The 12,732-nt window shown below is 71.0% G+C and carries 14 protein-coding genes; 5 read left to right on the top strand and 9 right to left on the bottom strand.

Features of this window, described 5'->3' with window-relative positions:
* Positions 1–13: 13 nt before the first annotated feature.
* Positions 14–802, bottom strand: coding sequence for a phosphatase (locus tag J7I94_RS15670; RefSeq protein ID WP_215167708.1), 789 nt, complete (start codon positions 800–802; stop codon positions 14–16).
* A 120-nt stretch (positions 803–922) separates the two neighbouring features.
* Here J7I94_RS15670 and speB point away from each other — a divergent pair, with 120 nt between their 5' ends.
* Positions 923–1,891 carry an agmatinase gene (gene speB, locus J7I94_RS15665; protein WP_215167707.1) on the top strand — a complete coding sequence of 323 codons (969 nt, stop codon included), beginning with the start codon at positions 923–925 and terminating at the stop codon, positions 1,889–1,891.
* A complete protein-coding gene (locus J7I94_RS15660) occupies positions 1,888–3,570 on the top strand; it encodes a thiamine pyrophosphate-binding protein (protein WP_215167706.1) in 1,683 nt (560 codons plus the stop codon). The genes speB and J7I94_RS15660 overlap by 4 nt, the downstream gene beginning before the upstream one ends.
* 17 nt (positions 3,571–3,587) lie before the next feature.
* Here J7I94_RS15660 and J7I94_RS15655 read toward each other — a convergent pair whose 3' ends face one another.
* The 4 genes from J7I94_RS15655 to J7I94_RS15640 form a co-directional block, all read right to left on the bottom strand.
* A complete protein-coding gene (locus J7I94_RS15655) occupies positions 3,588–4,394 on the bottom strand; it encodes an endonuclease I family protein (RefSeq protein ID WP_215167705.1) in 807 nt (268 codons plus the stop codon).
* Positions 4,395–4,548: 154 nt separating this feature from the next.
* Positions 4,549–6,729: a glycosyltransferase family 39 protein gene (locus J7I94_RS15650; RefSeq protein ID WP_215167704.1), complete on the bottom strand. Its 2,181-nt coding sequence runs from the start codon at positions 6,727–6,729 to the stop codon at positions 4,549–4,551.
* A gap of 82 nt (positions 6,730–6,811) precedes the next feature.
* Complete coding sequence (locus J7I94_RS15645; protein WP_215167703.1) at positions 6,812–7,420, bottom strand: hypothetical protein; 609 nt, start codon at positions 7,418–7,420, stop codon at positions 6,812–6,814.
* 188 nt (positions 7,421–7,608) lie between these two features.
* Positions 7,609–8,385, bottom strand: a complete 777-nt coding sequence (locus J7I94_RS15640) for an alpha/beta fold hydrolase (RefSeq protein WP_215167702.1) — start codon at positions 8,383–8,385, stop codon at positions 7,609–7,611.
* Between the two features lie 112 nt (positions 8,386–8,497).
* Here J7I94_RS15640 and J7I94_RS15635 point away from each other — a divergent pair, with 112 nt between their 5' ends.
* Complete coding sequence (locus tag J7I94_RS15635) at positions 8,498–9,325, top strand: AraC family transcriptional regulator (RefSeq protein WP_215167701.1); 828 nt, start codon at positions 8,498–8,500, stop codon at positions 9,323–9,325.
* Positions 9,326–9,581: 256 nt separating this feature from the next.
* Positions 9,582–10,115, top strand: a complete 534-nt coding sequence (locus J7I94_RS15630) for a GNAT family N-acetyltransferase (RefSeq protein ID WP_251075214.1) — start codon at positions 9,582–9,584, stop codon at positions 10,113–10,115.
* 56 nt (positions 10,116–10,171) lie between these two features.
* On the opposite strand, the gene J7I94_RS38370 is transcribed toward J7I94_RS15630, so the two are convergent.
* Positions 10,172–10,279 (bottom strand): DUF397 domain-containing protein, encoded by a 108-nt coding sequence (locus J7I94_RS38370; RefSeq protein WP_308114583.1) that lies wholly within the window; start codon positions 10,277–10,279, stop codon positions 10,172–10,174.
* Between the two features lie 135 nt (positions 10,280–10,414).
* Between J7I94_RS38370 and J7I94_RS15620 the strand changes: the two genes are divergently transcribed.
* Positions 10,415–11,098, top strand: a complete 684-nt coding sequence (locus J7I94_RS15620; RefSeq protein WP_215167699.1) for a DinB family protein — start codon at positions 10,415–10,417, stop codon at positions 11,096–11,098.
* Between the two features lie 3 nt (positions 11,099–11,101).
* On the opposite strand, the gene J7I94_RS15615 is transcribed toward J7I94_RS15620, so the two are convergent.
* From J7I94_RS15615 to J7I94_RS15605, 3 genes are all read right to left on the bottom strand, one after another.
* Positions 11,102–11,347: a DUF397 domain-containing protein gene (locus J7I94_RS15615; protein WP_215167698.1), complete on the bottom strand. Its 246-nt coding sequence runs from the start codon at positions 11,345–11,347 to the stop codon at positions 11,102–11,104.
* A 70-nt stretch (positions 11,348–11,417) separates the two neighbouring features.
* A complete protein-coding gene (locus J7I94_RS15610) occupies positions 11,418–11,645 on the bottom strand; it encodes a DUF397 domain-containing protein (RefSeq protein ID WP_215167697.1) in 228 nt (75 codons plus the stop codon).
* Positions 11,638–12,432: a helix-turn-helix transcriptional regulator gene (locus J7I94_RS15605; RefSeq protein WP_215167696.1), complete on the bottom strand. Its 795-nt coding sequence runs from the start codon at positions 12,430–12,432 to the stop codon at positions 11,638–11,640. The genes J7I94_RS15610 and J7I94_RS15605 overlap by 8 nt, the downstream gene beginning before the upstream one ends.
* Positions 12,433–12,732: the final 300 nt, after the last annotated feature.

Raw genomic sequence — 12,732 nt, 5'->3', positions numbered from 1 at the left:
CCCTGGGGCAGCCTCAGGCCAGCCCCGCCTCCGCCAGCAGATACGCCGTCATCGGGTCGTAGTAGCGCGGGCTGAGGACGTGGTCGTCGAGCGGGACGGTGACCTGCACGGTCCCCTCGGCCTCGGCGAGGAACAGGGCCGGGTCGTTGCAGTCGGCGTATCCGCAGGAGTCGACGCCGTGCTGCCCGGCGTAGCCCGCCCAGCCGTGGTCGGCGACGACCAGGTCGGGCAGCGGGCGGCCCGCGCGCTCCAGGCCGGTGAGGATCGCCTTCATCGGTTCGCCCGAGTGGGTGTGCCACAGCGTGGCGCCGTGCTCCAGGACCGCCACGTCCGCGAACTGCACGACGTACCCCTCGTCCGTCTGCAGCCCCTCCGGGATGACGACGATCTCGCAGCCGGCGGCGCGCAGCGCGGCGGCCGTCGCCCGGTGCACGTCCAGCAGGCCGCCGGGGTGGCCGGTGGCGAACAGCACCCGCTGCGCGCTGTCGGCGGCCTTGCGCAGCCGCCCGGCCAGCCGCTCCAGCGCGGCCACGGTCAGCTCGGGGTCGATGGTGTCCTGGCCGTGGCGGAACTCCGCGTCGTCGACGACGCCGACCCGCTCCGCCATCACCGCGAGCACGTCCTGCTCGTCGCTCCAGCGGTCGCCCAGCTCCAGGCCGAGCCAGTAGTGGCGGTCGCCGTTCGCGAGCTTCCGGTAGTGCGAGAGGTTGTTCTCGCGGGGGGTGGCGACGTCGCCCGCGATACGGGTACGGACGAGGTGATCGACGAGTTCGGCGCGGCTGGGTGTCCCGGGTATCGGCATGACTCCCATTGTGGGGCAGCCGTCTGTGGGCGTCTGCGCCATGTCACCCGCTGGGACGGAGCACCCGAGCCCACGGGACGTGCACTTCGCTGACGCTTTCCGGCCACTTACAGTCTGGGTATGAGCAACAACGACACCCCTCGCGGTCCCGTCGACTCCTCCCGCGTCCCGCGCTACGCGGGCCCCGCGACCTTCGCCCGGCTGCCCCGTCTGGACGAGGTCGGCCGCGCGGACGTCGCCGTGGTGGGCGTGCCGTTCGACTCCGGCGTCTCCTACCGGCCCGGCGCCCGGTTCGGCGGCAACGCCATCCGCGAGGCGTCCCGGCTGCTGCGCCCCTACAACCCGGCGCAGGACGCCTCGCCCTTCGCCCTCGCCCAGGTCGCGGACGCCGGTGACATAGCCGTCAACCCGTTCGACATCCACGAGGCCGTGGAGACCGTCGAGGCGGCGGCCGACGACCTGCTCTCCACCGGCGCCCGCCTGATGACCCTCGGCGGCGACCACACCATCGCGCTGCCCCTGCTGCGCGCGGTCGCCCGGAAGCACGGCCCCGTCGCCCTGCTCCACTTCGACGCCCACCTCGACACCTGGGACACCTACTTCGGCGCCGAGTACACCCACGGCACCCCCTTCCGCCGCGCTGTCGAGGAGGGCATCCTCGACACCTCCGCCCTCTCCCACGTCGGCACCCGCGGCCCGCTCTACGGCAAGCAGGACCTCACCGACGACGAGAAGATGGGCTTCGGCATCGTCACGTCGGCGGACGTCATGCGGCGCGGCGTGGACGAGGTCGCCGACCAGCTGCGCCGGCGCGTCGGCGACCGGCCGCTCTACGTCTCCGTCGACATCGACTGCCTCGACCCGGCCCACGCGCCCGGCACCGGCACCCCCGAGGCCGGCGGCATGACCTCCCGCGAACTGCTGGAGATCCTGCGCGGCCTGGCGCCCTGCAACCTGGTGTCGGCGGACGTCGTCGAGGTGGCCCCCGCGTACGACCACGCGGAGATCACGTCGGTGGCGGCCTCCCACACCGCCTACGAACTGACCACGCTCATGTCCCGCCGGATCGCGGAGGACCGCTCCAAGTGACGCACGACCACGACGTGGTACTCAGCCCGACCGCCGCCCAGACGCGGGCCGCGCTGCACCCGCCCGCCGGCCGCACCGGCTCGGACCTGGTCCTGGAGACGCTCGCCGGGCTCGGCGCGACCACTGTCTTCGGCCTGCCCGGCCGGTCCGCGCCCGGCGTCTTCGACGCGCTGCGCCGCTCCGGTCTGCGCTACCTCGGCCTGCGGGTGGAGAACAACGCCGGTTTCGCCGCCGACGCCTACGGCCGGATCACCGGCGAGGCCGCCCCGCTGCTGCTGCCCACCGGACCGGGCGCGCTGATGTCGCTGGCCGCGCTCCAGGAGGCGCGGGCGGCCTCGGCGCCCGTCCTGGCGATCGGCACCCAGGTCCCGACAGCCGGTCTGGGCGGCGGACACCACGGCTACCTGCGCGAACTCCCCGACCAGGCCGCCTCCTTCCGGGGCGTGGTGAAGTCCGTCCACACCGCGCGCACCCAGTCCCAGATCCCGTCGGCGATCGCGGAGGCCTGGCGGTCGGCGCTGACCGCGCCGCACGGTCCCGTCTGGGTGGAGATCCCGGCGGACGTGCTGAGTGCCGAGACACCGCTGCCGGTGGTGACGGGCGTCGACGCCACCCCCGAGGAACTGGTCCCCCGGGTGGAGCTGACGGCCGTCGCCGCCGACCTGCTGACCCGCGCCGAGCGGCCGGCGGTCATCGCGGGCGGGGGAGTGGTCCGCGCCGACGCCGCGCGCAAGCTCCGCCAGCTCGCGGAACGCCTCGACGCCCCCGTCGTCACCACCTTCGGCGGCAAGGGCGCCTTCCCCTGGACCCACCCCCTGTCCCTCCAGTCCTGGCTGGAGGACCGCCACACCACCGACTTCCTGGAGGACGCCGACGTCCTGCTCGTCGTCGGCTCGGGCCTGGGCGGACTCTCCTCCGGCCACCACACCTTCCGCCCCCGCGGCCGGGTCGTCCAGATCGAGGCCGACCTCGGCACACTGGAGTCCAACCACCCCGCCCTCGGCATCCACGCCGATGCCCGGCTCGCCCTCCAGGCCCTCCTGGAGACGACCGGCGAACGCACCGACCCGACCGCCCCCGAACGGGTACGGGCCCTGCTCGACCGCGTCCACGACCGCCTCGCGGCCCAGGAACTCACCCTGGAACAGGACGTCCTGGCCGCCGTACGCCGCGCCCTGCCCGCCGCCGCGCCCTCCTTCTGGGACATGACGGCCCTCACCTACTGGGCCTGGTCGGCCTTCGACGCCAAGGCGGGCGCCATGCACTCCGCCCAGGGTGCCGGCGGCCTCGGCTACGCCTTCCCCGCCGCCCTCGGCGCGGCGGCGGCCGACCCGACCCGCCCGGTGCTGGCGGTGTCGGGCGACGACGGCGCGCTCCACTCCCTCGCCGAACTGGCGACGGCCCGGCAGTACGGCCTGGACGTCACCTGGCTGATCGTCGACGACGGCGGCCACGGCATCCCGCGCGCGTACACGACCGACGCGTACGGACAGCCGACGGCGACGGACCTGCCCGGCCCCGACTACGCGGCCCTGGCCGAGTCGTTCGGCGTCCCGGGCGTACGGACCTCGCCCGGGACGCTGGAGGCCGACCTCGCCGAGGCCCTGGCGACGCCCGGACCGTCGGTGGTCGTCCTCCCGGCGGCCCTGCGGATGTTCGCGCCGGCCCACCTGGCCTGAACGGACCGGTCAGGCTCCTACCAGATCGCCTCGACCCACTCCGGGTGGTCGATGAAGGGGTTCCGGTTGTGCTGGTAGGAGTCGTAGATGACCTGGTTGCGGCGCTCCTCGAAGGCGTCCGGCGGGTCCTCGTCGCTCCATGCCTTCAGGACGGAGAGCTTGCCGATGTACGGGTTGCTCCCGTTGTTGACGCTGCTGTTGACCTCCAGGTCGGGCCAGCTGTCGTCGCCCTCGTAGCGGACCGCCATGTAGAAGATCATGCGGGCCACGTCGCCCTTGACGGCGTCGCGGGGCTCGAAGGAGTCGGAGTCGGTGAGGCTGCCGCCGCCGCTGGAGACGGTGCTGCCGCCGTTGTCGAAGTCCTTGTTGCCCCGAATGCTGTTGACCTGGACGTCCTCCGGGCGGAGGTGGTGCAGGTCGGTTCCGGGGCCGGTGGCGGTACCGAAGTCGCCGTGGGACTTGGCCCACACGTGCTCGCGGTTCCAGTCGCCGGAGTCCCCGCCGTTGAGGGACTTGCTGCGGGAGGTCCCGGAGTAGAGCAGGATCACGTTGCCGCTGTTGGCGGGGTCCTGGTCGGTGGCCTTCAGCGCGTCCCAGACCGCCGAGTACGAGATCTTCGTCTGCGAGCTGATGATCGTGTGCAGCGAGGACTTCAGACTCGTCCCCGTCTTGCCGATCGCGTTCTTGTAGTACGTCGTGTCGTAGTCCGTCGTCGTGGCCGTGGCCTCGGCCGCCGTCAGGGCGGGGGCGGCGAGGGCGGTGAGCACGGCGGCCGTGGCGAGGGCGACGGCCTTGCGGCGTCTGGGAAGGCGTATCGCGAGCATGGCGGGTGTCCGATCTACGCGGGTTGCATGGATGGATACCCTGAGAGTGGCATGGACATGTAGGACGTGCGGTGTACATGACGTGTCGATCGCGTGACGACGGCCCCCGACCTGGGGGTCGGGGGCCGTACGGTCATCCGCTCCGCGGGGGCGGTCAGTTCACGTCGGACGCGTCCAGCCGGTAGACGCCCGAGGCGTCGTCGACGGCCGTGACCTCGGTGCCGTTCTTCTGCACCCACTCCGTGACCTCGGTGCTGAGCGACGAGTCGCCGCCCATGCCCCCGCCCATGCCGCCGCTGGAGATCTGGATGTAGTGCAACTGCCCGCTCTTCACCAGCTCCTTGAGCTTGGCGAGGGTCATGGCCTTGTCGCTGCCGGACCAGCCCCACATGGAGATGACCGGCTCACCGCTGCTGAGGATGAGCTGCGCGGCGCTCTGCGAGCTGGAGACGGCGAGCAGCCATGTGGCGCCGTCCTGGTGCTTCTTGAGGTAGGAGATCAGCCCGGTACTGGCACTGCCGCCCATGCCGCCGCCCATACCTACGCCGCCCGTGCCCCCGCCGGGCCCGCCGGCCGCCTCGCCGGACTCGCTGCCGCTCTCGCTGCCGCTCTCGCTGCCGGTCTGGCCGCCGGTTCCGGTCGGGGGTGTGCCGCCCGCCTCCGCCGTACCGCCGGTGGCCGTACCGCCGCCCTGCGGCATCTCGCCACCGCCCGGCATCTCGCCGCCGCCGGGGAAACCACCGGCCGCTTGGCCGCCCTGCTCGGAGCCGCCCGGCAACTGACCGCCGGGGCCGCCGCCCTGACCGCCGCCTCCGCCGCCCGGACCGCCCGTACCGCTGCCCGTCGTCGGACCGGCGGTCGGGTTGGTGCCGCCCATGCCGCCGCCCGAACCGGACGGCACGGACCAGGCGTACGCCGCCGGACCCGCCACCGAGGCGACCACGGCCGCGGCGACGGAGACCGCCAGCAGCCGGACCCGCCGGCCGGAGCGGAAGACCAGCAGACCGGCGATGGCCAGCGCCATCACCACCGCGATCGTCGGCCACAGCCAGGTGTTCCAGCCGGAGGCCCGGCGCAGCAGCACGATCGCCCAGACCCCGGTGACCCCGAGGGCCAGCGGCAGCACCCACACCCACCGCCGGTCGGCGCGGAAGGCGCGCAGCAGCATCACGCCGCCACCCCCGCACAGCGCCGCGATACCGGGGGCGAGCGCGGTCGTGTAGTACGGGTGCATGGTGCCCTCGGCCATGCTGAAGGTCAGGAAGTGCAGGACCGTCCAGCCGCCCCACAGCACCAGCGCGGCCCGCGTCAGGTCGGTGCGCGGGGCCCGTCCGCACAGCACCAGGCCGGCGACGAGCGCGATACCCGCGAAGGGCAGCAGCCAGGAGATCTGGCCGCCGAGCACGTCGTTGAACATCCGGCCGATCCCGGCGGTCCCGGCGAAACTGCCGCCGCCCCCGCCGCCTCCGCCGTTGCCCTCGCCGCCGAAGACCCGGCCGAGGCCGTTGTAGCCCATGATCAGGTCCCAGGCCGTGCCGTCCGTCGAACCGCCGATGTACGGCCGGTCGTCGGCGGGCACCAGCGAGACGGCCGCCGCCCACCAGAAACTGGCGACGGCGAGCGCGACCGCGGCCAGCACCAGGTTCCGCGCCCGCTTCACCCAGCCGAGCCGGGAGGCGTACACGTACACCAGGAACACGGCGGGCAGGGCGATGTAGCCCTGGAGCATCTTGGTGTTGAACGCGAGCCCGAAGCAGACCGCGGAGCCCAGCAGGGGCAGCAGCCGGTCGGTACGCGCCGCCCGCAGCCCGAGGGCCGCGCCGCTCACCATCAGGAACACCAGCAGTGTGTCCGGGTTGTTGTCCCGGTTGATGGCGACGGTGATCGGGGTGAGGGCGAGCACCAGCGCGGCGACCGTCGCCGCGCCGTGGCCCCACACCCGCTTCACGGACGCGTGCAGGATCCAGATCGTCGCCAGCGCGGCCACGATCATCGGCGCCATCATCTGCCAGGTGCCGTATCCGAAGACGCGGCACGACAGGCCCATGACCATCAGCGCCAGGGGCGGCTTGTCGACGGTGAGGAAGTTCCCCGCGTCCAGCGAGCCGAAGAACCACGCCTTCCAGCTCTCCGTGCCGCTGAGCACGGCGGCGCTGTAGAAGCTGTTCAGGCCGGAGGAGGACAGGTTCCAGGAGTACAGCGCCGCCGCCAGGACGAGGATCGCCAGGAGGGCGGGCAACGACCAACGGGGCGCGGCGGGCCCGTCGCCGGGCGGCGCGGCGGGTGCCGCGGCGGGCGCGGGGGCCGGGTGGAGTGGATCGGTGGCAGATGTCACCAGAACACCATCCACAGACGCGATGGGCGCGGACTGTCCCTCGCCTGGGAGCAGTCTGTGAATCGCGTCGTGATCGCGGTCGTCACCGGGCGGTCTCCCACGGGGCGAGCAGGTCGCGCAGCAGCGCGCCGAAGGCTCCGTCCAAGAGGCTCTCCGCCTCCTCGTCCCCCGCGGCTCCGGGGCTGAGGGCGGCGGGACGCGCGACCCAGAGAATCTTCCAGGCCCGGGACTCCAGCGCGGGATCCCCGCCCACCCCGCCGTACCGGACCAGCGGAGACAGCAGATCGCGGACCAGTCCCGTCGCCGCGTGGACCAGCGGACCGTCGGTCGCGGTGTGCGCCCGCGCGAACGCGGCGGGGGAGGACCGGGCGACCGCCGCCGTCGTCGGATGCCGGCGGACGAGCCGTACGACCTGCGACAGCTGCCCGGCGATACTCGGGACGGTGCCGTCGCTGGGGTGGGTGTGGTCCGCCACGGTGAAGGCGTGCGCCAGTTCGGCCCGCAGTGCGAACAGATGCAGCGTGGAGGCGGAACGCCAGTTGTTGTAGAGGAAGTTGCGCGAGGTCCCGCACTCGCGGGCGATGGCGGCGAGGGACACGTTCAGGCCGTCGGCCCGCATGAGGGCCCGTACGCCGTCGATCACATGGCGGGTGCTGTGGGGATTGCTCCCCCAGGTGGCTGCCGGAGTCATGTACCCATCGTCGAAAAAGCGTGAGCAGGTGGGGGGTGAATGTCAGGAAGGCGCTCAAATGAGTGAGGGGAGGACGGTGGGAAGGGATTTGTTCACGTTTTTCGTGCGTGGCCTCGGCCTCGCGTTGTCACCGGCGGGGCGTTCGCGGGTGATCGGGGAGGAAGTCGAGTTACAGGCCGCGCAGATGGTCAGACTGCCGGTGCGAAGGACGTGATGGCGTCGACGAGGTCGGCCGGAGCTTCCAGCGGGATCAGATGACCCGTGTCCGGAATCACCGTGAAGTCGTTTCGGGACAGGTAGGGCACCAGGTTGCCGACGAGCACGTCGACGGGCTCGACACGGTCGTTCTCTCCGGCGACGACGAGGGCGGGGACGCTGATCATGCGGGTGTGCTCGCGGATGTCCTCCGCGATGCCGCGCAGCGGCCACTCCGTGCGGGCGGCGTCGGTGCCGGCCCGCGAGTCGGTGACGATCCGCGACTTGATCGATTCGGGCAGCTCGGTCGCGGTGAGGATGTGATCGCGTGCGCCGGCGACGGACTCGTCGGAGTCGTAGGCATGGGAGAGGGTTTCCCGGTACTCGGGAGTGGTCCCCGCGGCGGGCTTCGCCGGCGCGGAACCCACGAGGACGAGCCCGCGGAGGCCGGCGGGCCGGGTCGCCGCTACGAGCTGCGCGACCTTGCCGCCCATGGAATGTCCGACGAGGACGTAGTCGGTGACGCCCGCGTCGGCGATCACGGCGAGCGTGTCATCGGCGAGCCGGCGGAGGGTGTAGGGACCGGCCAGGTTGCGCGAGCGGCTCCACCCGCGGAAGTCGACAGTGACCGTGTCGCGTCCCGCGAGGCGGTCGACGACGAGGTCCCACGTGCGGGCTGAGCCACCCCAGTAGTGCAGGAACACCAGAGTCGGGCCGGTCCCCGTCCGGTGGTCGTAAGCGGGCAGCGGCTGCTGCTGCGTCGTGTTCATCGTGACTCTCCCGAGCAGTGTTCCGGGGCGGTTGTCCTGTGCGTTCATCGAATCTCTTCCGCCGCGCCGGGGCATTGGCGCGACTGGTCACCTGATGGTGGAAACTGGACTGATGACCGTGATCCGGCACATGACCTACCAGCCCGTCGGGCACCGTGCCGCCACTGTCGAAACCATGACGTTCGACCGTCTTCGCGGGCTGAACGACGGCGGGACACAGCGTGCGGACTTCCATGTCCTCGCCGTCGTCGACGCCGGGCACGGCTCCGTCACCGTGGACTTCCTCCGACACTCGCTCCAGCAGCGGTCCGCGGTGTGGGTCGTGCCTGGAGCCGTGCACCGATGGGACGACATCGCCGGTGTGGCCGGGCACGTCGTGCTGTTCGTGCCGACCGCGCCGGTCACTCGCGCCACCCGGGAGCTGGTCGCGTCCCCGGACCTGGTCGCCCACTGGAGCATTCCCGACGCCGACTGGCCGTTCGTCGACACCGCGCGCGACCACCTTCTCCTCGAAGCGTCCGCCCCACCCGGGGACTTCTCGACGGAGCTGCCCGAGATCCTGCTCTCCGCGCTCATCGCCCGGCTTCGGCCTCCCCATGCCGAAGCACGGCCGGTCCATCCGGTGTTCCGACTGTTCCGGTCCAGCGTCGAAGCGCACTTCCGGGAGCATCACGACGCCGGCTACTACGCCCGGACACTGGGATACGCGCCCCGCACCCTCTCCAGAGCGGTGCAGCAGGCCACCGGCCGCAGCGCGAAGGCGTACATCGTCGACCGGATCGTCCTGGAGGCCAAACGGCTCCTCGCACACGACCGCCTCACCGCCGCCGCCTGCGCCCACGCGCTCGGCTTCCCCGACGCGTCCAACTTCTCGGTGTTCTTCCAGAGGGCGACAGGCATGCGCCCGGGGGCGTGGCAGGCGACGACGGCCGTCGAGTGACGTGGTGTGCGAGGGGCTGCCGTGGTCAGGTACCCATCGCTGGGAAAACGTGAGCAGGTGGGGGGTGAGTGTCATGGGGGCGCTCGGATGAGCGGGGGGAGGACGGTGGGGTGGGAAATGCTCACGTTTTTTGTGAGGGGTGTTGTGGCGGGGCGGGGTGGTTGCCGGGCTGCTGCCTCGAAATCGTTGGACGGTCTACGGGGCGGTCGGCGAGCATCCGCAGGTGACAGATGACGCAGATGACCGTGGCCCGCTCATGCGGAGCCCGAAGCACGTCCGCTTCGCGGAGTTGTCCGGCGAGGCGATGTCCGCCCTGCTCGACGGCGATCTGTCCGAGGCGGGCAGACTGGCCGGGGTCCCGCTGACCGAGTACTTCCTGACCGACAGGGCGCGCTGGCTGTGGCGGTACCGGCTCGACCAGATGGCCGCCGACGCGTCCCGTGCGCGGTGGATGGTGCGGCAAGCGGTCATCGGCGACGGGGGTCTCGTCGTGGGCCATGCCGGGTTCCACGGACCGCCCGACGAGACCGGCATGGTCGAGATCGGCTACTCCGTCGCCCCCCGCTTCCGCCGCCAGGGCTACGCCCGTTCCACGCTGCTCGAACTGCTCCGCAGAGCAGCGGCCGAGACAAGGGTGACGACCGTACGGGCGACGATCAGCCCCGACAACACGGCCTCCCTGGCCACCATCGCGGGCTTCGGCTTCACCGAAGTCGGAGAGCAGTGGGACGAGGAGGACGGCCGCGAACTCGTCTTCGAGGTCGCTGCCCGCCGGTTCCGATCCGCTTGATGCCGGTGCCTGCGGCGCTTCGGGCGGCGGACATCGGCAGGGCACCGATACGCGCCCTACTGGGGCCTGGGCAACCGCCCGTCCGTCACGGCCCCGACACACGCCGTCCACCCCGCCGGCCGGAACACCAGGGCGGGCCCGTCAGCCACCTTGGAGTCCCGCACGGAACTGAGACGTTGTCTCACGTGGCAAGTGGCAGCTCAGGGCACTGGCCATGGCCGGACTTCGGCCGTTCCGGTCGTTGCAGTCCACACACGGGATCTTGAGACCGCGAGTAGCCCATGACAGCCTCATGCCGCATGATCGATGAATTCGCGAAGGGCAACCTGCACGGGAGACTGCGGCGCGACCGCGAGGCGCTGCTCTGGAAGCTCGACGGCTTGTCCGAATACGACGCCCGCCGACCGTTGACAGTGACCGGGAGCAACCTCCTCGGCCTGGTCAAACACGTGGCCGGCGTCGAGGCCAGGTACTTCGGCGAGGTCTTCGACCGCCCTTTCCCGGAACCACTGCCCCGGTGGCAGGACCACGACGGCAGCGATCTGTGGGCGACTGAGGGCGAGACCCGCGATCAGATCATCGAGTTCTACCGGCGCTCTTGGGAACACTCGGACGCGACGATCCACGAGCTTCCCCTCGATGCCCCCGGCCACGTGCCCTGGTGGCCGGATCCCCATTCCGACACGAACCTGTTCGCCGTCATGGTCCACGTCCTCGGCGAGACCAACCGGCATGCCGGGCACGCCGACATCCTGCGCGAAGGCGTCGACGGCCGAACCGGGATGCGCCCCGAACATGAGATGCAGATCGATGAGGAAGCCCGCACCGCCTCCTACGCGAAGATCGAGCAGGCCGCCAGATCGGCCGCATCGGCCAGAGCGTGGAGGTCTGTTCCACGTGACGTGAGGTTCGAGCGGCATGATGGCGATCGGCTACAAGAGACTCGCGAAAGCCACCACGTGGGTGAGGCATCCTCTGAGTGAGCCTCAGTTGCTCACCTGTCCATAGTTCTGACCGGGCAACCTCCCGCTTGTCACGGCCCCGACGAACGCCGTCCATTCCGACGGCCGGAACACCAGGGCGGGCCCGTCAGGCACCTTGGAGTCCCGAACGGGGACGCCGCCGTCCCAGCCGTCCAGTATTTCGAGGCAACTCCCGGCCTGATCATTGCTGTAGGAGGACTTCCGCCATCCCTTCAGTGCCGTTGCGTTCCGCGTCGTCTTGTCAGTCATGGCGTGCATGCTCCTTTGCGGTCGACCGGGCCTACCTGTGCCTGGGCGGGCATCAACTGCTGACCCGCCTTTACTGCTGAGCGGGCAGCCCTCCGTCCCTCACGGCCCCGACGAACGCCGTCCACTCCGACGGCCGGAAGACCAGGGCGGGCCCGTCGGCCACCTTTGAGTCTCGAACGGGGACGCCGTAGGCCCACCCGTCGACGATTTCCAGACAGCTGCCGCCTTCGCCGTTGCTGTAGGAAGACCGTCGCCAGCCTCGTAGGGCGGAAGCGTTCGGTATGAGGTGATCAGCCATGACCTTCCAGGTCCCTCGCAATGCTCTTGAGCAGGGCCAGCGACTCTCGCAGCGGCAACGCGTCGCTCAAAGCCAGAGCGTAACGACTCTCCAGCGTCCGAACCATGGACGGAGAGTCGTGGAGCTTCCCCATCCCAATCCCTTCCGTATAGGCCACGGACGGTTGGTCTTCGAACTCCAGCAGCGAGAGCATGCCCTCCATCAGGGGATGGCGGCCGGCGGCGAACGGCAGGACATGCACACGCACCCTGCCCGTGTCCGTCAGGTGCACGAGGTGAGCGACCTGTTCCGCCATCACCGCGCGCCCTCCCGCGACACGTCGTAGTACCGCTTCGTCGATCAGTGCCCACACGACCGGAGTGACCGCATCGTTCAGGATTCTTGCCCGTTCCAGCCGTGTGACAACGAGCGCGTCACATTCCTTCTCGCTCACGGGAGGGAATGACGTGGCCGTGATCGCTCGTGCGTACGCTTCCGTTTGGAGGATGCCCGGTACGAATGACATGGCGAACTCGCGGATCATGACCGCCTGCTGCTCCAGGAGCCGTGCAGCCTCGAAATAGTCGGCGACCGCTGGCTCCTCCTCCGGCAGGAAACTGACCAGTACATTCCCCGTGTTCAGGGCCGCGTCCAGGCGCCGCGCGTCCTCGCGGGACGGCAGTCGGCGCCCCGCCTCGATATGGGCGATGTGCGTGCGCGACATGAGAGCCAGGTCGGCCAACTGCTGTTGTGTCAGCCCGGCCGCCTCACGCTGCTGCTTGAGCCAGGTGCCGTAGACGTTGTTCATCCGTGCGACTCCCACGTGACAAGGCATCCGGCACATCCGTACCTCTGGCGAGCCTAGCCGCGACCACTCCACTCTGTGAGGGCTTCGCTACCCAAAGCGAACCCCCGCGACCGTCGCACCGGCCCGGGGGCATGGCCACCGACCGACCTCACGGAGCCGATGAACGTGCGTCACCGTACCGCCCGCCGGGCCTGGCTGCCCCTGCTTCTGCTGCTCGACCTCCTCCTCCCCGCCACCGGACGGCGCCGCCGCCGACGGCGCCCCGCACCCGCGACGTACGCCCCCGCCCCCACCCCACCC

Origin of the sequence: Streptomyces sp. ISL-12, assembly GCF_018614415.1 — a bacterium.
Classification (GTDB): Bacteria; Actinomycetota; Actinomycetes; order Streptomycetales; family Streptomycetaceae; genus Streptomyces.
Note: the sequence above shows the minus strand (reverse complement) of the source record. Positions and strands in the feature narration are given on the sequence as shown.

Bases quoted from the DNA above. Each gene is read 5' to 3' on its own strand.
- J7I94_RS15670 (WP_215167708.1), bottom strand. From the start codon at position 802: ATGCCGATACCCGGGACACCCAGCCGCGCCGAACTCGTCGATCACCTC.
- speB (WP_215167707.1), top strand. From the start codon at position 923: ATGAGCAACAACGACACCCCTCGCGGTCCCGTCGACTCCTCCCGCGTC.
- J7I94_RS15655 (WP_215167705.1), bottom strand. From the start codon at position 4,394: ATGCTCGCGATACGCCTTCCCAGACGCCGCAAGGCCGTCGCCCTCGCC.
- J7I94_RS15645 (WP_215167703.1), bottom strand. From the start codon at position 7,420: ATGACTCCGGCAGCCACCTGGGGGAGCAATCCCCACAGCACCCGCCAT.
- J7I94_RS15640 (WP_215167702.1), bottom strand. From the start codon at position 8,385: ATGAACACGACGCAGCAGCAGCCGCTGCCCGCTTACGACCACCGGACG.
- J7I94_RS15635 (WP_215167701.1), top strand. From the start codon at position 8,498: ATGACCGTGATCCGGCACATGACCTACCAGCCCGTCGGGCACCGTGCC.
- J7I94_RS15630 (WP_251075214.1), top strand. From the start codon at position 9,582: ATGCGGAGCCCGAAGCACGTCCGCTTCGCGGAGTTGTCCGGCGAGGCG.
- J7I94_RS15620 (WP_215167699.1), top strand. From the start codon at position 10,415: ATGATCGATGAATTCGCGAAGGGCAACCTGCACGGGAGACTGCGGCGC.
- J7I94_RS15615 (WP_215167698.1), bottom strand. From the start codon at position 11,347: ATGACTGACAAGACGACGCGGAACGCAACGGCACTGAAGGGATGGCGG.
- J7I94_RS15610 (WP_215167697.1), bottom strand. From the start codon at position 11,645: ATGGCTGATCACCTCATACCGAACGCTTCCGCCCTACGAGGCTGGCGA.
- J7I94_RS15605 (WP_215167696.1), bottom strand. From the start codon at position 12,432: ATGAACAACGTCTACGGCACCTGGCTCAAGCAGCAGCGTGAGGCGGCC.